Source organism: Marinomonas sp. UCMA 3892, from assembly GCF_012726345.1.
Taxonomy (GTDB): domain Bacteria; phylum Pseudomonadota; class Gammaproteobacteria; order Pseudomonadales; family Marinomonadaceae; genus Marinomonas.
This window is the reverse complement of the sequence record NZ_PTXN01000007.1, coordinates 75,846-101,004: the sequence shown is the minus strand read 5'-3', so window position 1 is coordinate 101,004 and position 25,159 is coordinate 75,846. Positions and strand designations below refer to the sequence as shown.

The 25,159-nt window shown below is 42.3% G+C and carries 29 protein-coding genes; 27 read left to right on the top strand and 2 right to left on the bottom strand.

Features of this window, described 5'->3' with window-relative positions:
- Window positions 1–26 precede the first annotated feature (26 nt).
- From B6N13_RS11195 to B6N13_RS11095, 21 genes are all read left to right on the top strand, one after another.
- The gene (locus B6N13_RS11195) at window positions 27–539 is read left to right on the top strand and encodes a flagellar basal body-associated FliL family protein (RefSeq protein ID WP_012071108.1); all 513 of its coding nucleotides are present in this window, start codon (window positions 27–29) and stop codon (window positions 537–539) included.
- Window positions 540–543: 4 nt separating this feature from the next.
- Window positions 544–1,518: a flagellar motor switch protein FliM gene (gene fliM, locus B6N13_RS11190; RefSeq protein WP_012071107.1), complete on the top strand. Its 975-nt coding sequence runs from the start codon at window positions 544–546 to the stop codon at window positions 1,516–1,518.
- Window position 1,519: 1 nt separating this feature from the next.
- Window positions 1,520–1,981 carry a flagellar motor switch protein FliN gene (gene fliN / locus B6N13_RS11185; RefSeq protein WP_012071106.1) on the top strand — a complete coding sequence of 154 codons (462 nt, stop codon included), beginning with the start codon at window positions 1,520–1,522 and terminating at the stop codon, window positions 1,979–1,981.
- A gap of 6 nt (window positions 1,982–1,987) precedes the next feature.
- Window positions 1,988–2,410 carry a flagellar biosynthetic protein FliO gene (gene fliO, locus B6N13_RS11180; RefSeq protein WP_248280303.1) on the top strand — a complete coding sequence of 141 codons (423 nt, stop codon included), beginning with the start codon at window positions 1,988–1,990 and terminating at the stop codon, window positions 2,408–2,410.
- Entirely contained in the window at window positions 2,407–3,144 is a 738-nt protein-coding gene (fliP, locus tag B6N13_RS11175; protein WP_012071104.1) for a flagellar type III secretion system pore protein FliP, read from the top strand. The genes fliO and fliP overlap by 4 nt, the downstream gene beginning before the upstream one ends.
- Before the next feature lie 2 nt (window positions 3,145–3,146).
- The gene (fliQ, locus tag B6N13_RS11170; protein ID WP_012071103.1) at window positions 3,147–3,416 is read left to right on the top strand and encodes a flagellar biosynthesis protein FliQ; all 270 of its coding nucleotides are present in this window, start codon (window positions 3,147–3,149) and stop codon (window positions 3,414–3,416) included.
- A complete protein-coding gene (fliR, locus tag B6N13_RS11165) occupies window positions 3,416–4,198 on the top strand; it encodes a flagellar biosynthetic protein FliR (RefSeq protein WP_012071102.1) in 783 nt (260 codons plus the stop codon). The genes fliQ and fliR overlap by 1 nt, the downstream gene beginning before the upstream one ends.
- Window positions 4,191–5,327, top strand: a complete 1,137-nt coding sequence (gene flhB / locus B6N13_RS11160; protein ID WP_012071101.1) for a flagellar biosynthesis protein FlhB — start codon at window positions 4,191–4,193, stop codon at window positions 5,325–5,327. Before fliR ends, flhB begins: the two co-directional genes overlap by 8 nt.
- A 37-nt stretch (window positions 5,328–5,364) precedes the next feature.
- Entirely contained in the window at window positions 5,365–7,482 is a 2,118-nt protein-coding gene (gene flhA / locus B6N13_RS11155; RefSeq protein WP_012071100.1) for a flagellar biosynthesis protein FlhA, read from the top strand.
- 101 nt (window positions 7,483–7,583) lie between these two features.
- On the top strand, window positions 7,584–8,867 hold the full coding sequence (flhF, locus tag B6N13_RS11150) for a flagellar biosynthesis protein FlhF (RefSeq protein ID WP_169459393.1): 1,284 nt from the start codon (window positions 7,584–7,586) through the stop codon (window positions 8,865–8,867).
- 96 nt (window positions 8,868–8,963) lie between these two features.
- Window positions 8,964–9,701, top strand: a complete 738-nt coding sequence (locus tag B6N13_RS11145) for an RNA polymerase sigma factor FliA (protein WP_072841268.1) — start codon at window positions 8,964–8,966, stop codon at window positions 9,699–9,701.
- A gap of 42 nt (window positions 9,702–9,743) precedes the next feature.
- Window positions 9,744–10,136 carry a chemotaxis response regulator CheY gene (gene cheY, locus B6N13_RS11140; RefSeq protein ID WP_048814102.1) on the top strand — a complete coding sequence of 131 codons (393 nt, stop codon included), beginning with the start codon at window positions 9,744–9,746 and terminating at the stop codon, window positions 10,134–10,136.
- Window positions 10,137–10,145: 9 nt separating this feature from the next.
- A complete protein-coding gene (locus tag B6N13_RS11135) occupies window positions 10,146–10,934 on the top strand; it encodes a protein phosphatase CheZ (RefSeq protein ID WP_012071096.1) in 789 nt (262 codons plus the stop codon).
- Window positions 10,935–10,946: 12 nt separating this feature from the next.
- A complete protein-coding gene (locus tag B6N13_RS11130; RefSeq protein ID WP_169459392.1) occupies window positions 10,947–13,196 on the top strand; it encodes a chemotaxis protein CheA in 2,250 nt (749 codons plus the stop codon).
- A gap of 26 nt (window positions 13,197–13,222) precedes the next feature.
- Complete coding sequence (locus tag B6N13_RS11125) at window positions 13,223–14,287, top strand: chemotaxis response regulator protein-glutamate methylesterase (RefSeq protein ID WP_012071094.1); 1,065 nt, start codon at window positions 13,223–13,225, stop codon at window positions 14,285–14,287.
- A complete protein-coding gene (locus B6N13_RS11120; protein WP_012071093.1) occupies window positions 14,287–15,024 on the top strand; it encodes a flagellar motor protein in 738 nt (245 codons plus the stop codon). Before B6N13_RS11125 ends, B6N13_RS11120 begins: the two co-directional genes overlap by 1 nt.
- Window positions 15,017–15,835: an OmpA family protein gene (locus B6N13_RS11115; RefSeq protein ID WP_012071092.1), complete on the top strand. Its 819-nt coding sequence runs from the start codon at window positions 15,017–15,019 to the stop codon at window positions 15,833–15,835. The genes B6N13_RS11120 and B6N13_RS11115 overlap by 8 nt, the downstream gene beginning before the upstream one ends.
- Window positions 15,836–15,904: 69 nt before the next feature.
- Complete coding sequence (locus B6N13_RS11110; protein WP_012071091.1) at window positions 15,905–16,678, top strand: ParA family protein; 774 nt, start codon at window positions 15,905–15,907, stop codon at window positions 16,676–16,678.
- Window positions 16,679–16,687: 9 nt separating this feature from the next.
- A complete protein-coding gene (locus B6N13_RS11105) occupies window positions 16,688–17,578 on the top strand; it encodes a chemotaxis protein CheW (RefSeq protein WP_169459391.1) in 891 nt (296 codons plus the stop codon).
- Window positions 17,579–17,614: 36 nt separating this feature from the next.
- Window positions 17,615–18,106 carry a chemotaxis protein CheW gene (locus B6N13_RS11100; protein WP_012071089.1) on the top strand — a complete coding sequence of 164 codons (492 nt, stop codon included), beginning with the start codon at window positions 17,615–17,617 and terminating at the stop codon, window positions 18,104–18,106.
- 14 nt (window positions 18,107–18,120) lie between these two features.
- Entirely contained in the window at window positions 18,121–18,525 is a 405-nt protein-coding gene (locus tag B6N13_RS11095; RefSeq protein WP_012071088.1) for a DUF2802 domain-containing protein, read from the top strand.
- On the opposite strand, the gene B6N13_RS11090 is transcribed toward B6N13_RS11095, so the two are convergent.
- On the bottom strand, window positions 18,516–18,764 hold the full coding sequence (locus tag B6N13_RS11090) for an EscU/YscU/HrcU family type III secretion system export apparatus switch protein (protein WP_012071087.1): 249 nt from the start codon (window positions 18,762–18,764) through the stop codon (window positions 18,516–18,518). The two genes, B6N13_RS11095 and B6N13_RS11090, sit on opposite strands and share 10 nt — an antisense overlap.
- Window positions 18,764–20,395 (bottom strand): flagellar hook-length control protein FliK, encoded by a 1,632-nt coding sequence (locus B6N13_RS11085; protein WP_169459390.1) that lies wholly within the window; start codon window positions 20,393–20,395, stop codon window positions 18,764–18,766. Before B6N13_RS11085 ends, B6N13_RS11090 begins: the two co-directional genes overlap by 1 nt.
- Window positions 20,396–20,555: 160 nt before the next feature.
- Here B6N13_RS11085 and ccmA point away from each other — a divergent pair, with 160 nt between their 5' ends.
- Genes ccmA through B6N13_RS11055 form a run of 6 tightly spaced genes read left to right on the top strand, consistent with a single transcriptional unit; the run spans window position 20,556 to window position 25,158 of the window.
- A complete protein-coding gene (gene ccmA / locus B6N13_RS11080) occupies window positions 20,556–21,170 on the top strand; it encodes a cytochrome c biogenesis heme-transporting ATPase CcmA (RefSeq protein WP_169459389.1) in 615 nt (204 codons plus the stop codon).
- Window positions 21,167–21,829: a heme exporter protein CcmB gene (ccmB, locus tag B6N13_RS11075; RefSeq protein WP_211172839.1), complete on the top strand. Its 663-nt coding sequence runs from the start codon at window positions 21,167–21,169 to the stop codon at window positions 21,827–21,829. The genes ccmA and ccmB overlap by 4 nt, the downstream gene beginning before the upstream one ends.
- Window positions 21,829–22,575: a heme ABC transporter permease gene (locus B6N13_RS11070; RefSeq protein WP_169459388.1), complete on the top strand. Its 747-nt coding sequence runs from the start codon at window positions 21,829–21,831 to the stop codon at window positions 22,573–22,575. Before ccmB ends, B6N13_RS11070 begins: the two co-directional genes overlap by 1 nt.
- Window positions 22,565–22,741: a heme exporter protein CcmD gene (gene ccmD / locus B6N13_RS11065; protein ID WP_012071082.1), complete on the top strand. Its 177-nt coding sequence runs from the start codon at window positions 22,565–22,567 to the stop codon at window positions 22,739–22,741. The genes B6N13_RS11070 and ccmD overlap by 11 nt, the downstream gene beginning before the upstream one ends.
- Window positions 22,741–23,208 carry a cytochrome c maturation protein CcmE gene (gene ccmE, locus B6N13_RS11060; protein WP_169459387.1) on the top strand — a complete coding sequence of 156 codons (468 nt, stop codon included), beginning with the start codon at window positions 22,741–22,743 and terminating at the stop codon, window positions 23,206–23,208. Before ccmD ends, ccmE begins: the two co-directional genes overlap by 1 nt.
- 12 nt (window positions 23,209–23,220) lie before the next feature.
- Window positions 23,221–25,158, top strand: a complete 1,938-nt coding sequence (locus B6N13_RS11055) for a heme lyase CcmF/NrfE family subunit (protein WP_169459386.1) — start codon at window positions 23,221–23,223, stop codon at window positions 25,156–25,158.
- Window position 25,159: the final 1 nt, after the last annotated feature.

Below are 25,159 nucleotides of genomic sequence, written 5' to 3'. Positions count from 1 at the left end.
AATTGATACACCTAAGGTTTGTGAATATGGCTGAAGAAGATGGTTTGGATATTGGTGCAGAAGAGGGAAAGTCTGGTGGTAAGAAAAAGCTTATTATCATTATTCTTCTAGTTTTGGTTCTGGTTGGAGGTGGTGCAGCGGCTTACTTCTTGTTTTTTAGTGGCTCTTCTGATGGTAGTGGTGATTCAGCGGAATCTGCCGAGGCTGCCTTGGCTAATGAACCTTCTACGTATTTGGCATTAGATCCAGCTTTTACTGTCGATTTTATGGTGGATGGTAAACAGCGCTATGTGCAGCTTAATATGTCAGTGAAGTCAAAAAAAATAGAGCAAATTAATGCGGTTACGCTTCATATGCCTTTAATTCGTAATAGCTTGGTTTTGCTGTTTTCCAGCCAATCGTTTGTTGATTTACAGACAGCAGATGGTAAAGAGGCGTTAAAAAAAGCGTCGCTTGACGCAATCAATGGCATTCTTGAGCAGGAAACTGGTCAAGGAGGTATTGATGCTGTGTTATTCACTAACTTTGTGATGCAATAGAATTATGTCAGCTCAAGATCTGTTATCTCAGGATGAAATTGATGCCCTCTTACATGGTGCAGATGAAAAGCCTGTAGAAGAGGATAACCGGGATGCTAATGGCGTTGCATCCTATGACATTACGAGTCAAGAACGTATTGTGCGTGGGCGTATGCCTACGCTGGAAATGATAAACGAACGTTTTGCGCGTTACACACGTATTAGTTTGTTTAACATGTTACGTCGTACAGCAGATGTTTCATCTGGTGGTCTACAGGTAATGAAGTTTGGTGAATATGTTCATACACTTTATGTGCCTACCAGTTTGAACTTGGTGAAATTCCGCCCGCTAAGAAGCACTGCGTTGTTTATACTTGATGCCAAATTGGTGTTTAAACTAGTAGATAACTTTTTTGGCGGCGATGGGCGACATGCTAAGATTGAGGGGCGAGAATTTACCCCAACTGAAATTCGTATTGTGCAATTGATGCTTGAACAAGTTTTCAAGGACTTAACAGAAGCTTGGGCGCCGGTATTAAAATTAGAGCTGGAATATATTAGTTCTGAAGTTAACCCTGCAATGGCAAATATTGTGAGTCCTAGCGAAGTTGTTGTTGTTTCTACTTTTCATATCGAGCTGGATGGCGGTGGAGGTGAGCTGCATATTACTCTGCCTTACTCCATGATTGAGCCTGTACGTGAATTGCTTGATGCTGGCGTTCAAAGTGATGTGGATGAAAAAGATGATCGCTGGGGGAAATCCCTAGAACAAGATGTGAAAGATATTGACGTTAGGTTATCTGTCAGCGTTGCGAATCGTAAAATCTCACTAGGTGAGGTATTAAAGTTCAAAGCTGGGGATATTATTCCGATAGAGATGCCAGAGTTTGTAACAGTTCGGGCTAATGGTGTGCCAACCTTTAAAGGCAAATTGGGCGTCAGTAATGAACGCTATTCAGTGCAAATGCAAGAAAGTTTCAAAGCGAAGGTGACGAAATAATATGGCAGAAGAACAAAATCCAGATGCAGCAGGTATGGACGAAGATTTGGCTGACGAATGGGCGGCTGCAATGTCTGAAGCGGGCGGGACAGAAGATAGTGAAGGGATTGAAGATGAATGGGCTGCTGCAATGTCTGAGCAGAAAGTGGAGCCTGTTAAGCTAGAAACTCTGACCAATCCTTCTGTGCCTAGTGGTGGCGTGGGTTCTGATCTCGATTTGATAATGGATATTCCGGTAGTTCTTTCTATGGAATTGGGGAACACGGAAATTGCAATCCGAAACTTAATGCAGTTAACGCAAGGGTCTGTAGTTGAACTTGACCGTTTTGCTGGAGAGCCTTTAGACGTGCTTGTGAACGGCACATTGATCGCTCATGGTGAAGTGGTTGTAGTTAATGATAAGTATGGCATTCGTTTAACGGATGTTGTGAGTCCTAGTGAGCGTATTAGACGACTGAAGTAGTTTAAATTGATTTTTTCTTTATTTAATCGTTATGTCTTCACGGCCATGCTTTGCATGGCCGTTCCCTATTTGCATGCTGTAGGTGTGCAAGAAATGTCTGCTACTTCCTCTATTTGGAAGGTGGTTATTTCTTTAATCTTTGTTATTGCTTTTATACCTGCTTGTCTTTGGTTAATGAAGCGCTTTCAGTTTGCTCAAATGAAGTTGGGGCAGTCAGATATTAAAATTGTGAATGTCCAGTCTCTAGGGGCAAAAGAGAAGCTGATGCTTGTTGAAGTGGAAGGGGAGCGTTTACTAATCGGTGTCACTGCGCATTCTATTAGTCACCTGCGAAGTTTTCCGTCTAAAGCTTCGTCGTTTGCTTCTATGATGAAGGACGTTGATAGGGAAAACGCTACTGATAATAAGAGCAATGGGGATACCTTGTGATTCGTTTTGTTTCGCTTTTGTTGTTAGTGTTTCCTGCTTTCTCATGGGCTGAAGTAGGGTTGCCTGCGGTAAAAGTCGTAACGAATGCCGATGGCAGTCAAGACTATACGGTTTCATTGCAAATTCTTTTCATCATGACTGCTCTGACGCTATTGCCAGCAGCCTTGATGATGATGACGGCTTTTACTCGGATTATTGTGGTATTGGCTATTTTGCGCCAAGCCATCGGTTTACAGCAAACGCCTTCTAACCAAATTATGATTGGAATGGCGTTGTTTTTAACCTTGTTCATCATGACACCGACGCTGGATAGAGTGAATGAAGTGGCTTTGCAGCCATATTTAAAAGAGGAGATGACATCTATTCAGGCTGTCGAGGCTGCATCTGTTCCTGTAAGGGACTTTATGTTGGCTCAGACTCGAGAAGATGATATCGCTCTTTTTGTTAAATTGGCCGGTAAGGAAGGCACTATTCAATCAATGGAGACTCTACCATTTACTATTTTAATGCCGGCGTTTGTCACCAGTGAGCTTAAAACTGCCTTTCAGATCGGTTTTATGATTTTCATTCCATTTTTGATTGTCGATATGGTGGTGGCCAGTGTTTTGATGGCAATGGGTATGATGATGTTGTCACCAATCATTATCTCGTTACCTTTTAAAATCATGCTTTTTGTCATGGTTGATGGTTGGTCTATGATTATGGGTACTTTGGCGGCGAGTTTCGGGATTTAACTATGAATCCTCAAGTAGTGTTAGATTTATACGGACAAGGCTTTTATTTAATTGTTTTGATCGTTGGCGTTGTGATGGTGCCCAGTCTGATCGTTGGTTTGATTGTGAGTGTGTTTCAAGCCGCCACACAAATTAACGAGCAAACCTTGTCTTTCTTGCCAAGGTTGATTGTTACTATTTTGGTTATCATGCAATTGGGGCCGTGGATCTTGATGAAGTTAATGGATTTCACGACTAATTTATTCATTAATATTCCTATGATAATAGGCTGATGTTAGAGCTTCATCCAGATCAGCTGCTGAGCTTGACGATCAGTTTTCTTTTGCCTTTTTTTCGCATCGGTGCTTTTTTTATGGCGCTGCCTTTATTTGGTAGTCGTCTAGTTAGTCCGCGAGTACGTATTGCGTTTTCCTTTCTTGTTGCCATTATTATTACGCCTGTTATTGATGTCCCTAATTATGATCCTATTTCTCCTGCTTATATTGTGTTGATTGCAGAGCAATTGGTGATTGGTTTTGTGCTGGGTTTTGTTGTCACTATCTTGTTTCAGCTATTTTCATTGGCGGGGCAGTTAGCGGCGATGAAGGCTGGTTTGGGTTTTGCTATGTCTAATGACCCAGCTAATGGTATTTCGGTTGCGACGCTTGGTCAGTATTACTTATCGATGGTGGCGTTGGCCTTCCTTGGAACGAATGGTCATTTGGTTATGATAGAGTATTTAGCCGAAAGTTTTAATTATTGGCCGATTGGTAGTGGTTTTGATAGTCAGCGTTATTGGCAGCTAGTGTTACTTGGTGGGTGGATGTTTGAAAAGGCATTGCTCATTGTATTGCCTTTAGCAGTTGCTGTATTGGTAATTAACTTGTCTTTTGGTGTGGTTGCTAAGGCATCGCCACAATTGAACGTTTTTGCGCTGGGTTTTCCAATCATAATGCTATTTTCTTTGTTCTTTTTCTGGATTATGTTGGATGATTTCTTAAACATCTATTTATTGTTTTTCGGAGAAATGATTGATTGGATGAAGAATACGTGGGGGATTCGTTTAAATGGCTGAGAATGAAGATGGTAGCGAAAAGACGGAGAGTGCCAGTAGTAAGAAGCTTCAGGATGCTCGAAATAAAGGTAATCTCCCTCGTTCTAAAGATTTAAGTTCTGCTCTTTTGTTGATAGTGGCTGCGGCAACTATTTATGGAACGGGCACTCTATTAGTCCGAGATCTCGCTGTGTTATTCGATTTTAATTTCTTGGTTGAGCGAGCGGATGTTTTTGATTTAAGTCGTATGGTGTTTCATCTATACGAGTCTGTTGTGGCTATGATGGACTCTATGGTTTTATTGATGGCGGTTTTGGCTGTTGCCGGTATCGTCGGTAGTATTGCTTTGGGAGGGCTGAACTTTTCATGGGAGCCTCTGACGCCAAAGCTTAGCAAAATGAGCCCAATAGCAGGTTTGAAGCGAATGTTCTCGGTGCAGTCTTTGGTGGAGCTTTTTAAGTCTATTGCCAAAGTGACATTGGTTGGAATTGTTTCTGTGCTGGTGGTGAATTACTTTTTACCTGAAACGCTTGGGTTAACCTTTCAGTCGATAGAGCTGGCTATTGCTCACGGTATTGATATTGTTATTTGGTCCTTCGTCTTTGTTACGCTTGCTTTAGCGCTTATTGCTGCGATTGATGTACCTTTTCAGGTTTGGTCTCATAAAGAAAAACTCAAAATGACTAAGCAAGAAGTGAAAGATGAATACAAACAGCAAGAGGGTGATCCTTTAGTGCGAGGTAGAATTCGTCAGATGCAGCGTCAAGCGGCAATGAATCGAATGATGTCTGATGTGCCTAGCGCCGATGTTATTATTACTAACCCTACGCATTTCTCTGTGGCGTTGAAATATGATCAAGCTGGTGGTGCTGCACCAGTGCTGCTTGCTAAAGGCGGTGATTTTATTGCGTTGAAAATTCGTGAAGTCGGCAATCACTATGATATCCCTGTGATACAATCGCCCGCATTAGCAAGGGCGATTTATCATCATACTGAGATTGGTGATGAGATACCTCAAGGTTTATTTAAAGTGGTTGCTCAATTATTGGCTTATGTATATCAGCTGCGTAATGCTCGTATGGGAGCACCGCGACCAGAAACGATGCCAAACTTAGATGTGCCTGATGAATTTCAGTGGGACGGTAGTTAATCATGTTTTGTAGTTTTTCTTCCAATAAGGATGTCGTGTGAATTTTGACCGCGGGCGGCTTACTGGACAGGTTCAGAGTATTTTTAGTGGGAATCTAGGCATTCCTATCTTGTTATTGTCGCTATTGGCGATGATGATCTTGCCCATCCCCGCTTTTTTATTAGACGTTCTTTTTACCTTTAATATAGCCTTAGCCATTGTTGTTTTATTGGTTGCTATTTATTCAATGCGGCCTTTAGATTTTGCTGTGTTTCCCACCGTTTTGTTGGTGTCAACATTAATGAGGCTGGCGCTGAACGTGGCGTCTACTCGTGTGGTTTTATTGAATGGTCACGAAGGTGGTGATGCGGCAGGTAAGGTGATTCAGGCTTTCGGCGAAGTGGTTATCGGTGGTAACTACGTTGTTGGTTTTGTTGTGTTTGCTATTTTGATGATCATAAACTTTGCCGTAGTGACAAAGGGTGCTGGTCGTATCTCGGAAGTAAGTGCGCGTTTTACCTTGGATGCGATGCCGGGTAAGCAGATGGCTATTGATGCTGATTTAAATGCGGGCATGATCGATGCTGATCAGGCTAAGCAGCGTCGTACAGAAATTGCATCCGAAGCTGAGTTCTATGGTTCTATGGATGGTGCCTCAAAATTCGTAAAAGGGGATGCCGTCGCAGGTTTGCTTATTCTTGGTATCAATATAATTGGTGGTTTATCCATTGGTATGGCGCAGCATGATCTTTCGTTCTCGGAAGCAATTGAGCGTTATTCATTACTGACTATTGGTGACGGTTTGGTTGCTCAGCTCCCTTCTTTGATGCTGTCTACTGCTGCGGCAATCATGGTTACCCGTGTTAATGAGTCGGGTGACATGGGTGGGCAGATAGTTCGTCAGATGTTTGGCTCATCAAAGGCTTTATATGTTGCTGCTGGTGTGATGACTATTATGGGGATTGTCCCAGGCATGCCGCATTTTTCTTTCTTATCCTTGGCAGCTTGTTTGGGGGGTCTTGCTTATTTCCTTGAATACCGTAAGAAGCAAAAGCCTAAACAAGGTCCTAAAAACGCAGGTAAAGCATCTGCAGATAGCCCTGCGCCAGCAGAGGTAAAAGATCTGAGTTGGGATGACGTTGCTCCAGTTGATATGCTTGGCTTAGAAGTAGGTTATCGTTTGATACCTTTGGTCGATAAGACACAGGGTGGCGAGTTGTTAGCAAGAATCAAAGGCGTGCGCCGAAAGCTATCGCAGGATTTGGGCTTTTTGGTGCCAAGTGTGCACATTCGAGATAACTTGGATTTAATGCCTAATGCCTATCGAGTAACCCTTATGGGAGTGAGTTTGGCTGAGGCGGAAGTTCATCCAGATAAAGATTTAGCAATTGACCCTGGTCAGGTGTTTGGCTCGATTGATGGTATTGCGGGTAAAGACCCATCGTTTGGTTTGGATGCTGTCTGGATTGATCCTAAGAAAAGGGATCAAGCGCAAACTTATGGTTATACTGTTGTCGATGTAAGTACGGTGGTTGCAACTCATATTAACCAGATTATGCATAAACATGCCTATGAATTAATTGGTCACGATGAGGTTCAGCAGTTGCTGAGTTTGTTGAAGCAATATAATCCTAAATTGGCTGAAGAGTTGGTGCCAAATACGATACCGTTGAGTGTTCTTCTAAAAGTATTACAAAACTTATTAATAGAAGGTGTTCCGTTAAGAGATATGCGAACTATTGCTGAGTCTATTATGGGGGTGCAACCGAAAACTCAAGATCCTATGATATTAACGGCGGCGGTGCGGACGTCTTTATCTCGTTTGATTATTCAGACATTGGCGGATGGAGTGGAAGAGATTCCTGTTTTAACGCTAGAGCCTCAGTTGGAAAAAATGCTTATGCAGACGGTTCAGCAAAGTCAGCAGTCAGGTATTAAAAATGAAGAGGCACTGATTTTAGAGCCTCAAATGGCCGAACAATTACAGGCTTCGTTGCGGCAGTCGGCGGAGCAGCAAGAAGCAATGGGAAATACTCCTATCTTAATTGTGTCTGCGCCTATACGCCCTATGTTGGCGCGTTTTATGCGTTATGGTATGGTGAATATGTCAGTGCTTTCATATCAAGAAGTGCCAGATCATAAGCGTATTACTGTGGTGGGTGTTATAGGTCAATAAAATCTACCTATTGACGTGATGGATTGTGTCTATATTTATTGTAATCTTTCGGGTAAGCTATGGATTTGTAAGAAAAATAAACTGGAAGGATTAAGTTATTCATGCAAATTAGGCGGTTTCGAGCACCTGACATGCGGCAAGCGATACGGAAGGTTCGTGATGCTGTAGGCCCTGACGCGGTCATTTTGTCAAATCAGCGTCTGCCTACTGGTGAGATAGAAATAGTTGCTGCTCTAGATTATGATGGATCCTTGCCTTCTAGTATGACTTCTAAACGGTCATCTGCGCCTCGTAATGAACAATATACTGACCCAAGTGCTGACTATTTAGAGCGCATAGAAAGAGCGAAGCAGCAGACGCCACCTCAAACTTCCTCACCTTCATATTCTGAAAAGCGTCCTACAGAACAGTTTGAAATGCCACCTTTGTCAAACGATAAAGAAGATCCTGCCGTTGAGGAAGCTTTGTCTATTCGCAATAGTGAGAGCGCTAAGCAATTACGAGACATGGAGCTTGAGTTGAAAAATGTTCGAGCCATGCTCGAACAGCGCCAACAAAATGAAAACCGATCTGAAGCAAAAGAAAATGCAGTTGAGTTACGTGCCCGCGAAAAGTTAAAAGGTCTAGGGTTATCTGAATTTGTTGTTTCTAGATTGATTGACGATATTGATCTAAAAGGCCGCGAAGATGACTGGAATCGGTTGTTGGCCCATTTGGCAGATTATATTCCTATTCGCTCTAGCTCTTCAGAACTTAGAGGTTGTATTGCTTTTATGGGACCTACCGGAGTAGGCAAAACAACAACGATTGGTAAAATTGCTGCTCAGCATGTTTTAAAGCATGGCTCTGAGGGTGTTGTTTTGATTACGACTGATACCTATCGTATTGCAGCGCATGAGCAGTTACGAACTTTTGGTCGTATTCTAAATGTGCCAGTTGAAGTGGTTAATGAATATTCAGATCTAAATGAAGTATTAGCAAAATATGCTAATTATTCTTTAGTGCTTGTTGATACTGCAGGTATGAATCCAAGAGATTCAAATCTTGAGCGACAGCTTTTAATGATGAAGCGTGCGCGAGCAAGCCTTAAAAAATTATTAGTATTACCTTGTACAAGCCAAAGGCAAGTATTAAAAACAGTTGTTGATGTTTATTCTCAGGTTCAATTAGATGGCTGCGTTTTAAGTAAACTTGATGAATCTGCTTCACTTGGTGAGGCTATTAGTGTAGTTATTGAGGAAGGCCTTCCTGTTGTATATATAGCAGATGGACAAAGAATTCCAGATGATATCGAGCCAGCTAGGGCGCATAACTTGATTAGTAGGGCTGTATATACTGCAGAGCATTACAGTCAGCTTTATGGGTCACTAAAGTATGGTAGTTAGTAAAAATTTGTTATTACTGAAAGCGTTGCGCCAAACTATGTAGTACAGTTAGTTAGCGCAACTAACTTAAATGGTAAAGGTTGCTTAGACTATTTTATGCAGACCAAAAATGGATATAACACATACTCTAAAAAAGCGACGCTTTCAATTGATGCGATTGTTGAGCAATATGGGTATTTGGTAAAGAAAATTGCTTATCATCTATTAGCGCGTTTGCCTGATAGCGTGGATGTCGATGATTTAATTCAAGCTGGCATGATGGGGTTGATTGAGGCGTATAAACGTTTTGAGTCGACTAAAGGTGCTAGCTTTGAAACCTATGCAGGCATCCGAATTCGCGGCTCTATTATGGATGAAGTGCGAAAAACAGATTGGGCACCTCGCTCTGTTCGGCGTAATGGTAGAGCGGTTGCTAATGCGATTAAAGAATTAGAGGCTAAGTTAGGTCGAGAGGTGTCTGATATGGAAGTGGCATCTCATATGAATATAAGTATGGATGAATATCATGAAATGATTCATTCATCTATGTCGACCCAGTTGTTTAGCTATGAAGAAATGCTAGACTCTGATACAAATAATTTAGACAGTATTGAATCTGAGGTAGAAAATGCTCCTTATTCGTTAGTAGAAGAGGGTGGATTTCAAAATCAATTAGCAAAAGAAATTGATGATTTACCGGAAAGAGAAAAGTTGGTTTTGTCTCTTTATTATAATGAAGAACTCAACTTGAAAGAAATTGGCGCTGTATTAGGTGTCAGTGAATCAAGAGTCAGTCAAATACATAGCCAAGCGGCTATGCGATTACGAGCTCGATTAAGCGATTGGCGAGATTAATTATGAGTTGTGGAATATTACCTTTGGGGTGTGGAGGTTGCATTGGATAAAAACATGAAGATCCTGATTGTTGATGATTTCTCGACAATGAGACGAATCATTAAAAACTTATTACGGGATTTAGGGTTTACCAATACAGTTGAGGCAGATGATGGAACAACTGCGTTGCCTATACTTCAAGCTGGAACAATTGATTTTCTTGTTACTGATTGGAATATGCCTGGCATGACTGGTATTGAGTTGCTCCGTGCAGTTCGTGCTGATGAGAAATTGAAAAGCATTCCAGTTCTTATGGTAACGGCAGAAGCAAAGCGTGACCAAATTATTGCTGCAGCTCAGGCTGGAGTTAATGGTTACGTAGTAAAGCCTTTTACTGCGGTAGCTCTCAAAGAGAAAATTGAGAAAATATTCGAACGAATAGACGCTGCTAAATAGGGAACTTAGATGTCGAATGTATTGGGATCTGGACTAGTGGAATTTGAAAACCTAGTTAAAGATGGTGCTGTGGAGCTTTTGAATCACATTGAAGTCGGTGATTTCAGTGGTGCTATTAAAATCATCCAAGAGTTAAGCGAAGCTCGTCATAAAAGCTTTTATAACGAAGTGGGGTTTTTAACTCGAAGTCTGCATGATGCTATTCGTGATTTTCAAATTGATTCTATTGACTTAGTTGTTGGCGAAGGTGGGAAAGATTCTGCTACAAAAATCACTGATGCCTCTGATCGATTGAACTATGTTATTGAAACGACTAGTGCGGCTGCCAATAAAACGATGGACATGGTGGACAGTAGTGTTCCTGTGGCTAGTGAATTACAGAGTCAAGCAAGGGAATTGCGAAAAGACTGGAGTCGTTTAATTCAGCGAGACTTAACACCTCAAGAATTTAGAGACTTGTATAAGCGTATTGATATCTTCTTATCTTACGCTGATGACAGTGCCACTACCTTGCATTCAAACCTCAACACAATTCTTCTAGAGCAAGGTTATCAAGACCTAACTGGTCAGGTGATCGCTAGAGTGAATGATTTAATTCGAGACGTAGAAGAAAAACTTGTACATCTCGTTGCTGTTGCTGGACGCGTTGATAGTATCTCGGGGATTGAACACCAAGAGAAAGAGTCTGAACACGATGACACTCGTGGACATGGCCCAGCTATTAATAAACAAAACAACCCTGAAGTACTGAATAGTCAAGACGAAGTAGACGACTTGCTATCAAGTCTTGGTTTCTAGAAGGAGCTGAGGATGAGTTTCGAGGTCGATGAAGAAATTCTACAAGATTTTTTGGTAGAAGCTGGTGAGATCCTAGAGCAGCTTTCCGAACAACTAGTAGATTTAGAGCAAAATCCAGATGATAAACAGCTGTTGAATGCCATTTTTCGTGGTTTTCACACTGTAAAAGGTGGTGCTGGATTTTTACAATTAACTGCTTTAGTTGATTGTTGTCATTATGCTGAGAACGTTTTTGATATTTTAAGGAACGGTCAGCGTAAAATAGATTCTGATTTAATGGATATTGTTTTACAGGCTCTTGATGCTGTAAATGAAATGTTCGATACAGTACGTGCTGGCGGTGAGCCTGAACGTGCTTCGCCAGAGCTGATCGCAGCACTCGCTGCATATGCAAAGCCGCCAACTGCGGAAGAACTTGCTGGCGCGGATGATGAAGAGTTAGATGAAGTTGAAGATGTGGCTGAAGAGCAAGATGATACTGATGTCGAAGAAACTGAAGAAGTCGTTTCTACAGCAGATGAATCAGTCGATATTTCTGACGATGAATTTGAATCTTTACTAGATGCCTTGGGTGATACTTCATCTGACGATGATATCGAGAAAAGTAGTGTATCAGCTGCTCCAAGAACGGACGACGAAATTACAGAAGATGAATTTGATGCTTTGTTGAATCAACTTCATGGAAGTGGTGCGCCTGGTATCTCCGATGACGCTTCAGCTGCTGATAGCTCGAGTGCCAAAGACACTCCTTCTGATGAAATTACAGAAGATGAGTTTGAAGAATTGCTTGATAAGCTTCATGGCGAAAGACCATCTGCAAGTAACAAAGAAGACAAGGTAGAGTCTAATAAGTCTGAAGCAACTGGCGGTGCTGAGTCTGACTTGATCACGGAAGATGAGTTTGAGTCACTTTTGGATAGCCTACAGGGTAAGGGGAACGCAGAAAAAGCAGAGGCTGCTACTGCAAAGCCTGAACCTAAACCGGCATCGGCTAAGCCAAAACCAGCATCTAAACCTGTTCCGAAGCCAGCACCTAAGACTGCGGAGCCTGAAGCTGATAGTGTTAAAGAGAAAACGGCTAACGCACCTGTTACTCAAGAGGCAACGGTTCGTGTCGATACAAAACGTCTTGATGACATAATGAATATGGTGGGTGAGCTAGTATTAGTTCGAAACCGCCTGGTTCGATTGGGTCTTCAGAGTGAAGATGAGTCCATGGGGAAAGCAGTTGCTAACTTAGATGTGGTAACTGGGGATCTGCAAAATGCGGTAATGAAAACGCGTATGCAGCCAATCAAAAAAGTATTTGGGCGTTTTCCTCGAGTTGTTCGAGATCTTGCTCGTAATATGAAGAAAGAGGTTAACCTTGTTCTTCGTGGCGAAGAGACCGATCTAGATAAAAACTTAGTTGAAGCATTGGCTGATCCTTTAGTTCACTTGGTGCGTAATTCTGTAGATCATGGTGTAGAAGCGCCTGATGTTCGGGAAGCAAGCGGTAAGCCTCGAGTGGGGACGGTAATTCTATCTGCTGAACAGGAAGGTGATCATATTTTGCTATCCATCGAAGACGATGGAGCTGGTATGGATCCTAATTTGCTTAGAAGGAAAGCTGTTGAAAAAGGGGTAATGGATGCCGATGCAGCAGATCGATTATCTGATGAGGAAGCGTTTAATTTAATATTTGCTCCAGGTTTTTCTACTAAAGTAGAAATTACAGATGTATCCGGTCGTGGTGTAGGGATGGACGTTGTTAAAACGAAAATCTCGCAGCTAAATGGGACATTGCAGATTAAGTCAGTTCTTGGGCAGGGATCTCGCTTTATTATAAAAGTGCCATTGACGTTGGCAATTATGCCAACTCTAATGGTGACTTTATCTGATCAAGCATTTGCTTTCCCGTTGGTAAGTGTGAATGAGATTTTTCATCTGAACTTGAAAAAAACCAACGTAGTAGATGGTCAGCAAGTTGTTGTTATTAGAGGGAAAACTCTTCCGATTTTCCATCTTAAGAGCTGGTTGATTAAAGGTAATAGCAAAGATAATTTGCCAACTGAGGCTCATGTTGTTGTTGTTCAAGTGGGCATGAGTGAAGTCGGTTTTGTTGTTGATCAATTGGTTGGTCAAGAAGAAGTGGTTATAAAACCATTAGGTAAAATGTTGCAAGGTACCGCTGGAATGGCAGGCGCAACAATTACAGGCGATGGTCGTATTGCATTGATTCTGGATGTTCCTAGTATGCTTAAGTGTTACGCATCTAGGTAATACGTTTTTCATTTAGGGGATGTGATATGCCTGTTAAGGTGCTGGTTGTTGATGATTCTGGTTTCTTTAGACGTCGTCTTGTTGAAATTTTTGAAGCTGATCCTAGATTAACCGTAGTTGGTACTGCAAATAATGGAAGAGAGGCAATAGATAAGGTTCAATCCTTATCTCCTGATGTTGTTACTATGGATTATGAGATGCCTGTATTGGATGGTATCGCAGCTGTAGTCAATATTATGAAGCTTAAGCCAACACCAGTGCTTATGTTTTCCTCATTAACTCATGAGGGAGCAAAGGTTACTCTAGATGCTTTAGAGGCTGGTGCGGTTGATTTCATGCCGAAGAACTTTGAGGACATCTCTCGTGATTCGGCTGTAGTGAAGCGCGCATTGGTTGATCGGGTACTGGCTGTTGCAAGAACTCGATTTGCAGGCGATAGAAGACCTGTTGCTGCGCTTGCTCCTCGTGAGGCACCTAAGCCTATCGTAACTGATCGTGGTGTTATTATTCCACGTGTTAGAAAGCGTGTAAGCCTTGTTGCTATAGGTACGTCTACGGGTGGACCTATGGCTTTGCAAGCGGTATTAAGCAAATTGCCTAAAGGCTTTGCGGCGCCTCTTGTGTTGGTTCAGCATATGCCTGCTGCATTTACTGGTGCTTTTGCTGAGCGGTTAAACAATATCTGCCAAATTACAGTTAAAGAAGCCAAAGATGGTGATCGTTTAGAAGCCGGTGTTGCGCTATTGGCACCAGGTGGAAAGCAAATGATGATTGACCCTCGAAATGGCGGCTGTGTTCGTATTCTTGATGGGGATGAACGTCTAAACTACAAACCTTCTGTAGATGTTACTTTTGGCTCCGCGTCAAAATGTTATCCGGGAAAAGTATTATCTGTTGTCATGACTGGTATGGGGGTTGATGGTCGCGAAGGTGCTCGTATGCTAAAGAACTCAGGTTCGAGAGTCTGGATTCAAAGTGAAGAGTCTTGTGTGATCTATGGTATGCCAATGGCAGTAGAAAAAGCTAATTTAGCGGATGATATTATTGACTTAGAGCATATTGGTGAGCGTATTGCACGTGAGGTCGGCTAGTGGATTTTGTTACCTTAGCAGGACTATTAATTGCTTTTAGTTCAGTATTTTTAGCTAACTGGTTAGGAGGAGGAGAGATAATCCTTCTTCTTAACCTGCCCTCCGCTATTATTGTTATTGTTGGTAGCATTGGTGCTACGCTTATTCAAAGTAGTATTCAAGAAGCAGCACGTGCTCTTGTTTTGATTAAGTGGAGTCTTTTTCCTCCTGTTTATGATTTCAACTCTGCTCGAGCCTTGATAAATAATCTTGCACATAAAGCTAGAAGGCTTTCGTTGCTTGCATTAGAGTCCGACGTTGAAGCATTGAATAACCGTTTTTCGAACCGAGCCTTGCAAATGGCTATTGATGGTACGGATCCAGATTTGTTAGCTGATCGACTTCATGATGATGCCGTTCGTATTTATGATAAACGAATGAAGAGCGTGTCATTTATTGAGTCAATAGGAGGGTATGCGCCTACTTTAGGGATCATGGGTTCAGTGCTTGGGTTGATTCAAGCCATGGCAAATTTAGACAGTCCAGAAGCATTAGGGCATGGTATCGCTGTTGCGTTTGTTTCTACTCTATACGGTCAGGGTTTTGCTAACTTGGTTATATTTCCTATTGCTAAAAAACTCACAGGTTATGTTGATAAAGAGCTCCTCTATCATCAAATGCTTATTGATGGTATTTGTGGTATCGCGACAGGAAAGCATCCATATCGATTAGAGTTAGAGCTGAATACTTATGAGTGATACTCCTCCTCGGGCATCGAAGCGTCGTCGAGTGGTGACTAAGTCGTCACCATCTGGTGCACAAGGCCGAGATCGTTGGATTCTTTCTTATGCAGATTTCATCACTCTATTATTTGCTTTTTTTGTGGCCCTATATTCCCTTTCATTAAAGAATTCAGGTGATGAACAACGCCTGAAAGAAACACTTCATGGGGTTTTTGATGCTGTTCAAAAATCGATTAAGCCTATTAATATTGGCGAACCGATTGTTGGGGAGCCAAAAGATATTGAAGTGGTCGAGACAAAACCTATTCCTGCAGCCCCTCCAACTATAGAGGAGAGTAATTCTTCTGCTGTTTACGCATTATTAAGCCAAGTCGTAGAAAACCAATTTTCAGGACTGCATGCATCAGGCCAAATATCTGTAACTGAATCTGCGGATTGGGTGAGTTTGGAGCTAAAGTCTGGCTTATTGTTTGGTCAAGGAGAATACGACTTAACCAATGAAGCTGTCGCCTTATTAATTCTAGTTGCTAATGTTCTAAAGGCACATCCTTCAGTGATATTGGTTGAGGGTAATACGGATGACTTGCCAGTTAATTCAAGACGTTTAATTTCGAATTGGCACTTATCTAGTTTGCGCTCTTCCTCTGTTGTGGATGAGTTGGTTTATAGAGGGGTAGACCCAAAAATGATCGCACCAATTGGTTTTTCCAGCGAACATCCTAAAGTAAGAAACACCAATGATTATGCTCGTCAGCAAAATCGCCGTGTAATCTTGCGAATTAGTAAGCGCGAGGCTGATAATCTCTATGATTACTTGTTTCAATAGCGTGTTACTGTATATGATTGCAAGGAATTCGTAAGCAAAATAACAGCATAGGGTATCAGGGGAGTCAGAGTGCACATTTGGGCAGTGGCGAATCAGAAAGGCGGCGTTGGTAAAACGACCACAGTAGTTTCTTTGGCAGGGTTGTTGGCTGACGCTGGTCATCGGGTATTAATGATTGATCTTGACCCACATGGTTCACTGACCAGTTATTTTCGCTTTGATCCTGATTCTATAGAAAAGAGTGCTTACAACCTTTTTCAAGTGACTGGAAAAATTCCTGACGATTTGCCTGCGTCGTTGATATTAGAAACAGGTCACCCTAATTTATCTTTAATGCCTGCGTCTACAGCGTTGGCAACATTAGAGCGTCATGCCCAAGCTCAAGGTGGTATGGGGTTGGTTATTTCTAAAACACTGGCAATTTTATGGGATGACTACGATTATGTGTTGATCGATAGCCCTCCAGTACTTGGTGTGTTGATGATTAATGCATTGGCGGCTTGTCAGCAACTAGTGATACCTGTACAAACTGAGTTCTTAGCTATAAAAGGTTTGGAAAGAATGGTCCGAACATTGACCATGATAAACAGGGCAAGAAAACGCCCAGTGCCATTTTTGATAGTGCCAACTCTTTTTGATCGCCGTACTCAGGCTTCCAATAAAAGCTTACGTAGCTTAAAAGATACTTATGAAGAGTTGGTATGGCATTCGGTGATTCCAGTGGACACGAAGTTAAGAGACGCCAGTACTGCGGGTATTGCTCCTTCGGCATTGGACCCTAATGCTCGAGGAATTAAAGCTTACGCAAGTCTGATGGATTCTTTGCTGAACCCAGCGGGATAGTAACAGTTTATGAAAGATACAAAGAGTAAAGAGCCGGTTTTAGTAGGACCTCAATTAGCTGTTCAGCGCTATCTTGATGACTTATTACAAGAGGGGACATCTGAGCCGTCTGTAGACGATTTAGATGCACTTGAGGTTACAGTAGGTGAGACTACGTCTGTTGAGCCTGAACCTGTTGATTCTAATTTAGTTGACTCTGAACTGGTTGATTCAGAGACTGGGCTAAGTGAAGAAGAGCTTTCGTCATTAGATGCTTCATTTAAAGATTTTGAGGAAGCGATATCTGCTCAAGTTGATGGCTTGTCATTAGATTCTGAAGGCGTCAGTATTATTCAGCCAGAGCCAGAGCCAGAGCCAGAGCCAGAGCCAGAGCCAGAGCCAGAGCCAGAGCCAGAGCCAGAGCCAGTTAAGAAAATTTCGAGAACGGATCCTTTGCCATGGGCGACAGGTAGATTTGAATGTTTGCTTTTTTATGTCGGTGGTTTGAAACTTGCGGTACCTTTGGTTGAGTTGGGGGGGATTTTTCAAAGTGGAAAGGATAAGCTAACGTCTATATTTGGGCAGCCAGATTGGTTCATGGGCGTTGCGAATGTTGGAGAGTTTAACCTTCGTACTGTTGATACTGCGCGTTGGATAATGCCTAATCATTATGAAGGCGAAATGAAAGACAATTTTAAATTTGTAATACAGCTTGACCGTACTGATTGGGGAGTTGCTTGTGAACGCGTTGCAGAGGCTATTACTTTAGAGCCTTCACAAGTGAAGTGGCGTAGTGATCGAAGTAAGCGACCTTGGTTAGCTGGTACGGTAATTGATCATATGTGTGCCATACTTGATGTGCAGGGGTTTATAGAATTGCTGGATGACCCCCAAAATGGATTTAAAAACACGCAAAAATAATTGTAATGATCATTTTTTGATCTTTGGAGATGAATAATGGCAACGACTAGCATAGCGTTAAAAAATGCAAACCAATCAGAAGATCCGATGTTGCAATGGGTGACGTTTCGCTTAGAGAATGAAATCTACGGTGTAAATGTCATGCAGGTAAAAGAAGTTCTGCGCTATTCTGAGATAGCCCCAGTTCCTGGAGCTCCTAGTTATGTTTTGGGTATTATTCACTTGCGAGGAACGGTTGTAACCGTTATTGATACTTGTCAGCGATTTGGTTTGCCATCAGGCGAACTTACTGACTCTACGCGTATTATGATTCTTGAAGTAGAAGGTCATGTTATTGGTATTCTGGTAGATGCAGTATCCGAAGTTGTCTACCTCCGTCAGTCTGAGATTGAGCCATCGCCAAATGTCGGTAATGATGAGTCATCTAAGTTCATTCAAGGTGTTTGTCACAAAAATGATATTTTATTGATTCTTGTAGATCTTGATAAACTATTATCAGAAGATGAATGGTCTGAAGTAAGTAATTAAGGTAGTTGTATTAAATGGAATCTCAATGGTTATTTAACCTTCTCTTAATACTTCAATTTGTGATTCTGATTGTGGTTGTCGTTTGGGCTTTTCGATTATCTAAACGGCTAGAGCGCATGAAACAGTATCACGCAGAAGTAGAATTGAATCAAAAGAAGCAAGTGCAAGTCCTTGCTTCAGGCTCAATAGGGATGGGGCGACGCTTGGTAGCTATTGAGAAAAAATTGAATCTCGCTGTAGAAAAGCAATCTGAAATTTTATCGAAAGAAGGTGGAGTCTCATACAATCGCGCTATGGAGCTGTTGGAAATGGGCGCAACTATTGATGATTTGGTTTCTAAATGCGGTCTCATACGAGCTGAGGCAGAGCTGATCAGTTTATTAAAGCAAGAGTCACGTAGAAACTCTGATTACCACTGATGATCTTTGATTCTATGCGCAAAAGCGATTACCTCGGCTACTGCTAGATACAATGATTCCGGTATCTCTTCTCCTAACTCCAAAGTGCTGAGCATTTCGACTAGCTCAGGGCTTTGGTGAAGTAGAACGTCGTTTTCCTTGGCTACAGCCAAAATCTTTTCAGCAAGTAAACCACTTCCTTTTGCGACGACTGTTGGCGCTGCGCTAAAGTCATATTTTAAAGCGACTGCTTTTTGCATTAGGTCCTCACATCTATTAAGGATTGGGTTTTAACTATATTGACTTTTTCTTTATCTAGTTTAGCTTGAAAAGCGTCTAATCTTTCTACTTCAATGTCTTTGTCTTTTAACTGTTGTTTCAATGTAGACAGGTTTTTCTGTAATTTTTGCACTGTTTCAGGATCTTCCGCGGCAAAGAGTATTCCAACTTTGTTTGCTTGAATACTGGCTCTCGCATCGAACCTTCCTGTTTCTTCAAAATCAAATTTTAGCTTCACCAACCAGCGCCTATCCTGTTTCTCTTGCTCTGCTGTACTTGCGTCTTTGTTGATCTCTATTTGTACAAAACTTGGTGATTGGCCATGTTTAATTGGCAATTCTATATGTAAAGGGTAGGTTGGAGTGTTGATCTGATTCGGTTCAGAGAAATGTCGTAATTGACTGGTGGTAATGCGTTCGATCGCATTGGCAATTTGTTCTGTTGGAATACCTGCAGGACGTAAAGCCCCTGTGTTTTCTTGAACCTCTCTTAATCGAGTAAGATTTAGTTTTAAATCTGCTGGTATTTGAGTCTTGCTGTCATTAGCCAGTAGGGATTCAGAAAATAGTCCGCTGGTTTGAATAGCCTGTTTCATGGCTTCCGGTGAAGTTGTTAATGCTCCCAAAGCTGGCATATTTTGTATCAGCTGTTTAAGCGCTTGCTGCGTTTGTGGTGGCAAGTTCGCATTCGATGCCTCGTTTAGGTTGTGTAACTGTTTGACGAGTTGAGACATATCCCCAAGGGACAACTGCTTCGGTAGGCTTTGTTTAAGGGCTTCTGTTTGCACAGTAGGTACTGTTGCACTAGTTTTGGCTGGCAACACCTGCATATTGTTATTGGCGTCGACCATGATTCGAACGATATCGCCTTTCTTCAATGGCGTTTGGCTAAGAATAGGAAACTCTGCTTTACCATCAGAAACCGTTGCTAGTTGTGGCGTATTTACTGTCAAGGGTTGATTGGTTGTCTTAGCCTGAATGCTTGCCGCCGCGAGTTGAGGAGATACTGTTTGAGGATTCGTTGTTTGAGCATTAGAGGTTTGAGTGCTGGAAGTTTGAGTGCTGGAAGTTTGAGTGCTGGAACTTTGAACGCTAGAGGTCTGGGGAGCAAGGCTTGTTGGTTGAGTATTTGTTGTAGAAAGTGGAACGTTACCAATATTGTTTGTCGCAGGTGTTACTGAGGTAACCGTCAAGTTTACGACACGAGATGCCATCATAAGATTATCAGCTTGCCTAACTTGAGGTGAATTTTGATTGACGCCCGTTTTGCTGGATTGATTCTCTACAGGAAGAATTAGGGAGGCTTGCTGAGAATTGGTTTTATTTAATTTAGCATTTTGGATATCACTAATGTTGATGGGCGTGCCAGTATTAACAAGAGTAAAGGGCTGTTGTGCACTGGTTGCATGCAACAGTTGGGCTGGTTTGCCTTGAAAATTAAGAGACTCACTGCCCTGAAATTTAATCAGGCTGAGATTTTCGATTAGTTTTATTTCACTGCTTAATTTCGCAATTGTTCCTGTGTTGCCTAATATATTATTGCTACTGCTGTTGGTCGCATTGCTCTGCTTGCCTGATGATGCATTAAGCATAGATTGGATGTCAGAGATCATGTAGTCTGCCTGTTGATTAGATAGCCGATTGATTTGTGCTTTTGGGAACGCTTCTCATATAATGTTTGGCCTGTTCAGTATGGTTAAGCCGTACAGTTAAAATAGTGTAGCCAAACAATGTTAATCTTGACCTTTATATCGGCCGAATTGGATAAACCTTTTGCAATCATCTGCTTCTTTAACAATATCAGACCTTTGGATTGAACGTGGAGAGAGGGACCTATGTAAAGGGTTGTCTTTTAGTGTTCAGCCCGGTGAAGTCGTGCGTATCCTTGGAGAAAATGGGGCTGGTAAGAGTTCTTTGTTGAAAATTATCGCTGGTGTGCTTTCTCCTCTAGAAGGAAAAATATTGTATTCGGGTGAGGATGTCACCTTAGACAGAACTTCTTTACAGCAAGATGCAATTTATCTTGGTCATTCTGTTGGTGTTAAAGGCCTGCTCACTGTTGCTGAAAATCTTCGTTGGTATTGTCCTGATATTTCTATAAGTATTTTGTATTCAGTGTTAACTCAGTTAGACCTTATAGATCTGGTCGATGTGTTGGTGAAAAAATTATCCGCAGGCCAAGCTCGACGAGTCGCTCTGGCGCGGTTATGGCTAACTAAAAAAACACTATGGCTGTTGGATGAACCCTTTGCTTCTTTAGATGTCGGAGGAGTTGCCCTGCTAGAGGAGCGTATTCAACAGCATGTGTTGTTAGGTGGCTTGGTGATATTAACTACCCATCAAGACTTGATGTCTATTACTCCTCATGACGTAGTGTTGTTGTCATGACGTATTCTTCTTTTTTCGTGTCCGAGTTTTTGGTGTTGTGGCGTCGTAAACAAGACGTTTTTAACGCATTGCTGTTTTTCATTATTGTGGTTGCCTTATTTCCGATAGGAATTAATTCTTCACCTGATTTTCTGGCGCCAGCGGCGGCAGGTATTGTCTGGTGTGCTGCTGTATTAGCTATCTTGATGGCTGTAGAAAGTATATTCAAAGAAGATTATCTAGATGGATCCTTGGAGCAGCTGGTTGTTAGTGGATTATCACTGCCTTTATTAATTTTGTTAAAAGTCGCCGCGCAATGGCTGGTCGTTGTATTACCTTTGCTTGTGATAATCCCTTTATTAAGTGAGATGCTATATCTGCCAAGTTCAGGTTTTTGGGTGTTGATCATGACCTTAATTGTAGGTACACCTAGTTTGTTTTTTATTGGTGTAATTGGTGCAGCTTTAACTGTATCGATAAAACAAGGCGCCATGTTGGTGATGTTGCTGATATTGCCGTTTTATTTGCCAGTGATTATTTTTTCAACGTTAGCCGTTAAAGCTACACAATCAGGTTTGCCTTATTCTGGATTATTGGCGATGTTATTGGCGATGTCTTTGTTATCTTTAGTGATATCGCCTTTTATGACGGCGATTGTAGTCAAAGCGAGTGTAAACTGATGAGTTGGGCATGGTTTCATAAGTTAGGTTCACCTAAGTGGTTTTTTTCTTGGTCTAAACCTTGGGCATTGCCTTTGTTTTGTTTCGGCTGTTTGAGCCTTCTTATCGGTCTAGTGTGGGGGCTTGTATTTGCCCCTGCTGATTACCAGCAGGGTAACAGTTTTCGCATTATTTATATTCATGTGCCCGTGGCAATGTTAGCACAATCTTGTTACTTAGCATTGGGCGCGGCAGGTTTTGTGTTTCTTGTCTGGCAGATGAAAATGGCGCCTGTTTTTATTAAGGCGATGGCACCAATTGGTGCGGTTATGTCATTGGTCGCTTTGGTTTCTGGGGCTATTTGGGGCAAACCCACTTGGGGGACTTGGTGGGTTTGGGACGCAAGGCTAACTTCTGTATTAGTGCTATTTTTTCTCTATATGGGCATTATCGCGCTGCAAAATTCTTTAGAAGATCAGGTTCTTGCAAATAAAGCTGCCGCTGTGATTAGTGTTGTGGGGTTGATTAACTTGCCCGTTATTAAGTATTCGGTGGTGTTGCTGGAAACCTTACATCAAGGGCCGACGTTTACGCTCACTAAAAAGCCTGAAATGCCTGCAGAAATGTGGTTGCCCTTGCTCTTTGCGGTGATTGGTTTGTACTGTTTCGTGGCTGGTGTGGTTCTTTGGCGCATGCAGTCGGAGATATTAATGAGCGAACATAGATCAAGCTGGGTGAAGCAAGAGGTAACGAAACATGGCTTTTAATAGTTTGACAGAGTTTTTGATGATGGGAACACACGGCGTTTATGTTTGGTCAGCTTATGGTTTTAGTACTTTGACTTTAGTTTGGTTGGTTTGGAATACGCTAGCAACACGCCGCAAAACACGAGACACGTTACGTAAACGCTTTTTGAGGAATCAAGCCCGCTAATGCATCCAGTAAGAAAAAAACGCCTGTTAGTCATAACCGCCATTGTGTTGATATTAAGCGCAGCGGTTGGCTTGGTAATGTATGCCTTGCAACAGAATATTAATTTATTTTTCTCTCCATCTCAGATAGCCATGGGTGAAGCGCCACGAAATGCGATCATTCGCGCGGGTGGCATGGTGGTAAAAGGCAGCGTTAAACGCAATTCAGATACCCTGGCAGTTGCGTTTGATGTGACTGATTTTCAGCACAAGGTCACTATTGAATATCGCGGAATTTTGCCTGACTTGTTTAGAGAGGGTCAAGGCATTGTGGCTCAGGGTAAGCTAAATAATGACGGCGTGTTTGAAGCGACTGAAGTCTTAGCTAAACATGATGAAAAATACATGCCGCCAGAAATCACGGAAGCATTGAAAAATGCCCAACGTTCGACGGGCGAGAGCGCAGAGTCCGTGCAATCTACTTATTAATTTAGGCTGTTTATGTTTCCTGAAATTGGTCAATTCTCGCTAATATTGTCGTTGTTTTTTGCCTTGTCACTGGCTTTGGTACCTTTGATCGGTTATTGGAAAGGCAATCGGTTGTTGTTGGAAACTGCTCGACCACTGACTTTTATTATGTCGGCCTTGGTATTGGTAAGCTTTGTCATCTTGAGCTTATCGTTTCTAACTGATGACTTTTCTGTGTTGTATGTGGCTCAGAACTCGAACAGCCAGTTGCCTGTTTGGTATAAATTTAGTGCCTTATGGGGCGGGCATGAAGGCTCATTATTATTGTGGGTACTGATCCTGTCTGGCTGGTGTTCCGCCGTTGCATTAAAGATAAGAACTTTACCGGAAGACATCGGGCCCGTTGTTTTAGCTGTGTTAGGCGTGGTCTGTGTTGGTTTTCTATCCTTCTTACTTTTTACCTCTTCGCCTTTTGCTCGTTTATTACCGGATGTGCCTGCCGATGGCGGTGACCTGAATCCACTCTTGCAGGATTTTGGTCTGATTGTTCATCCTCCCGTTTTGTATATGGGTTATGTTGGCTTCTCTGTAGCGTTTGCCTTCGCTGTTGCTGCGTTGATTACAGGTAACTTAAATGCTTCTTGGGCGCGTTGGGCAAGACCTTGGACAGCGGTGTCGTGGGCCTTTTTGACTTTAGGTATCACTCTGGGGAGTTGGTGGGCGTATTACGAACTAGGTTGGGGCGGCTGGTGGTTTTGGGACCCAGTAGAAAATGCGTCTTTTATGCCTTGGTTAGCGGGAACGGCTTTGTTGCATTCTCTTGCTGTCACCGAAAAGCGTGGTGTGTTTAAAAGCTGGACTGTCTTGCTGGCTATTTTTACCTTTAGTCTTTCTTTGCTTGGGGCGTTTTTGGTTCGTTCTGGTGTGTTAACGTCGGTGCATTCTTTTGCTGCTGACCCTACTCGCGGTATTTTTATTCTTGCTTTGCTCTTGGTGCTCGTTGGCGGCAGTTTGCTGTTGTATGCCATTCGAGCGGCCGAGGTGCGTTCTACCGTGTCTTTTGGTGTAACAGGGCGAGAAGCTTGGTTACTGCTTAATAACATCTTATTAACGGTCCTGACGTTAACGGTATTATTAGGTACCTTGTACCCTTTAATATTTGATGCGTTAGGGCTGGGCAAAATCTCTGTTGGCGCACCGTATTTTAATAGCGTCTTCGCACCAATCGCTCTTTTGCTGATGGTGTTTATGGCGGTTGGTCCTTTGTCCAAATGGCACCATACGAAATTTAGAGTGTTTTTTAAGGTTTGCTCTATTTCAGCGTTTATCGCTACCTTATCGGCGGGCTTGGTTGTTTATTGTTATGAGTTCGATTTTATCGCTTGGCTGAGTTTGGCGGTGGCATTTTGGGTGGTGTTCTTATCCTTCTCAGATTGGTTTGGTAAAGTCTCTGCTGGCACAAAGGGCATTATTCCTCGGGCTCGACAATTGCCAAGAAATTACTACGGGATGTTATTGGCGCACCTTGGTCTGGTCGTTACCTTGGTGGGGATTGTATTGGTTAGCGTCAATAGTCATGAATCTATGTTGCGATTATCCCCCGGCGATCGAGCAACTGTAGCTGGCTATGAATTTCAATTTGATCAAATGGAGCAAGTGAAAGGGCCAAATTACGTAGCAAGCAAAGGGCAGTTTACGGCTTATAAAGCGGGTAAAGCTGTTGCTGTTCTACATCCAGAAAAGCGTTTCTTTTCAACTCGTCAGCAAGTCATGACGGAGGCAGCATTAGATGCTGGTTTTACTCGTGATTTGTATGTTTCCTTGGGGGAAAGACTGGAGGGCTCTGCTTGGGGGGTTCGAATTTATGTAAAATCTTTTGTGCGCTGGATCTGGCTTGGTGGTTTGATGATGATGGCTGGTGGTTTGTTGGCCGCATTAGATAAACGCTATCGAAAACGGGCTGGAGTGTAAC

Coding starts and splice junctions, on each gene's coding strand:
- B6N13_RS11090 (WP_012071087.1), bottom strand. CDS start 18,764: ATGCAAAAAGCAGTCGCTTTAAAATATGACTTTAGCGCAGCGCCAACA.
- B6N13_RS11130 (WP_169459392.1), top strand. CDS start 10,947: ATGAGTTTCGAGGTCGATGAAGAAATTCTACAAGATTTTTTGGTAGAA.
- B6N13_RS11105 (WP_169459391.1), top strand. CDS start 16,688: ATGAAAGATACAAAGAGTAAAGAGCCGGTTTTAGTAGGACCTCAATTA.
- ccmB (WP_211172839.1), top strand. CDS start 21,167: ATGACGTATTCTTCTTTTTTCGTGTCCGAGTTTTTGGTGTTGTGGCGT.
- B6N13_RS11195 (WP_012071108.1), top strand. CDS start 27: ATGGCTGAAGAAGATGGTTTGGATATTGGTGCAGAAGAGGGAAAGTCT.
- flhF (WP_169459393.1), top strand. CDS start 7,584: ATGCAAATTAGGCGGTTTCGAGCACCTGACATGCGGCAAGCGATACGG.
- flhB (WP_012071101.1), top strand. CDS start 4,191: ATGGCTGAGAATGAAGATGGTAGCGAAAAGACGGAGAGTGCCAGTAGT.
- B6N13_RS11100 (WP_012071089.1), top strand. CDS start 17,615: ATGGCAACGACTAGCATAGCGTTAAAAAATGCAAACCAATCAGAAGAT.
- fliN (WP_012071106.1), top strand. CDS start 1,520: ATGGCAGAAGAACAAAATCCAGATGCAGCAGGTATGGACGAAGATTTG.
- B6N13_RS11145 (WP_072841268.1), top strand. CDS start 8,964: ATGCAGACCAAAAATGGATATAACACATACTCTAAAAAAGCGACGCTT.
- B6N13_RS11125 (WP_012071094.1), top strand. CDS start 13,223: ATGCCTGTTAAGGTGCTGGTTGTTGATGATTCTGGTTTCTTTAGACGT.
- ccmE (WP_169459387.1), top strand. CDS start 22,741: ATGCATCCAGTAAGAAAAAAACGCCTGTTAGTCATAACCGCCATTGTG.
- B6N13_RS11085 (WP_169459390.1), bottom strand. CDS start 20,395: ATGATCTCTGACATCCAATCTATGCTTAATGCATCATCAGGCAAGCAG.
- B6N13_RS11095 (WP_012071088.1), top strand. CDS start 18,121: ATGGAATCTCAATGGTTATTTAACCTTCTCTTAATACTTCAATTTGTG.
- B6N13_RS11055 (WP_169459386.1), top strand. CDS start 23,221: ATGTTTCCTGAAATTGGTCAATTCTCGCTAATATTGTCGTTGTTTTTT.
- fliM (WP_012071107.1), top strand. CDS start 544: ATGTCAGCTCAAGATCTGTTATCTCAGGATGAAATTGATGCCCTCTTA.
- B6N13_RS11115 (WP_012071092.1), top strand. CDS start 15,017: ATGAGTGATACTCCTCCTCGGGCATCGAAGCGTCGTCGAGTGGTGACT.
- fliQ (WP_012071103.1), top strand. CDS start 3,147: ATGAATCCTCAAGTAGTGTTAGATTTATACGGACAAGGCTTTTATTTA.
- B6N13_RS11135 (WP_012071096.1), top strand. CDS start 10,146: ATGTCGAATGTATTGGGATCTGGACTAGTGGAATTTGAAAACCTAGTT.
- ccmD (WP_012071082.1), top strand. CDS start 22,565: ATGGCTTTTAATAGTTTGACAGAGTTTTTGATGATGGGAACACACGGC.
- fliR (WP_012071102.1), top strand. CDS start 3,416: ATGTTAGAGCTTCATCCAGATCAGCTGCTGAGCTTGACGATCAGTTTT.
- B6N13_RS11070 (WP_169459388.1), top strand. CDS start 21,829: ATGAGTTGGGCATGGTTTCATAAGTTAGGTTCACCTAAGTGGTTTTTT.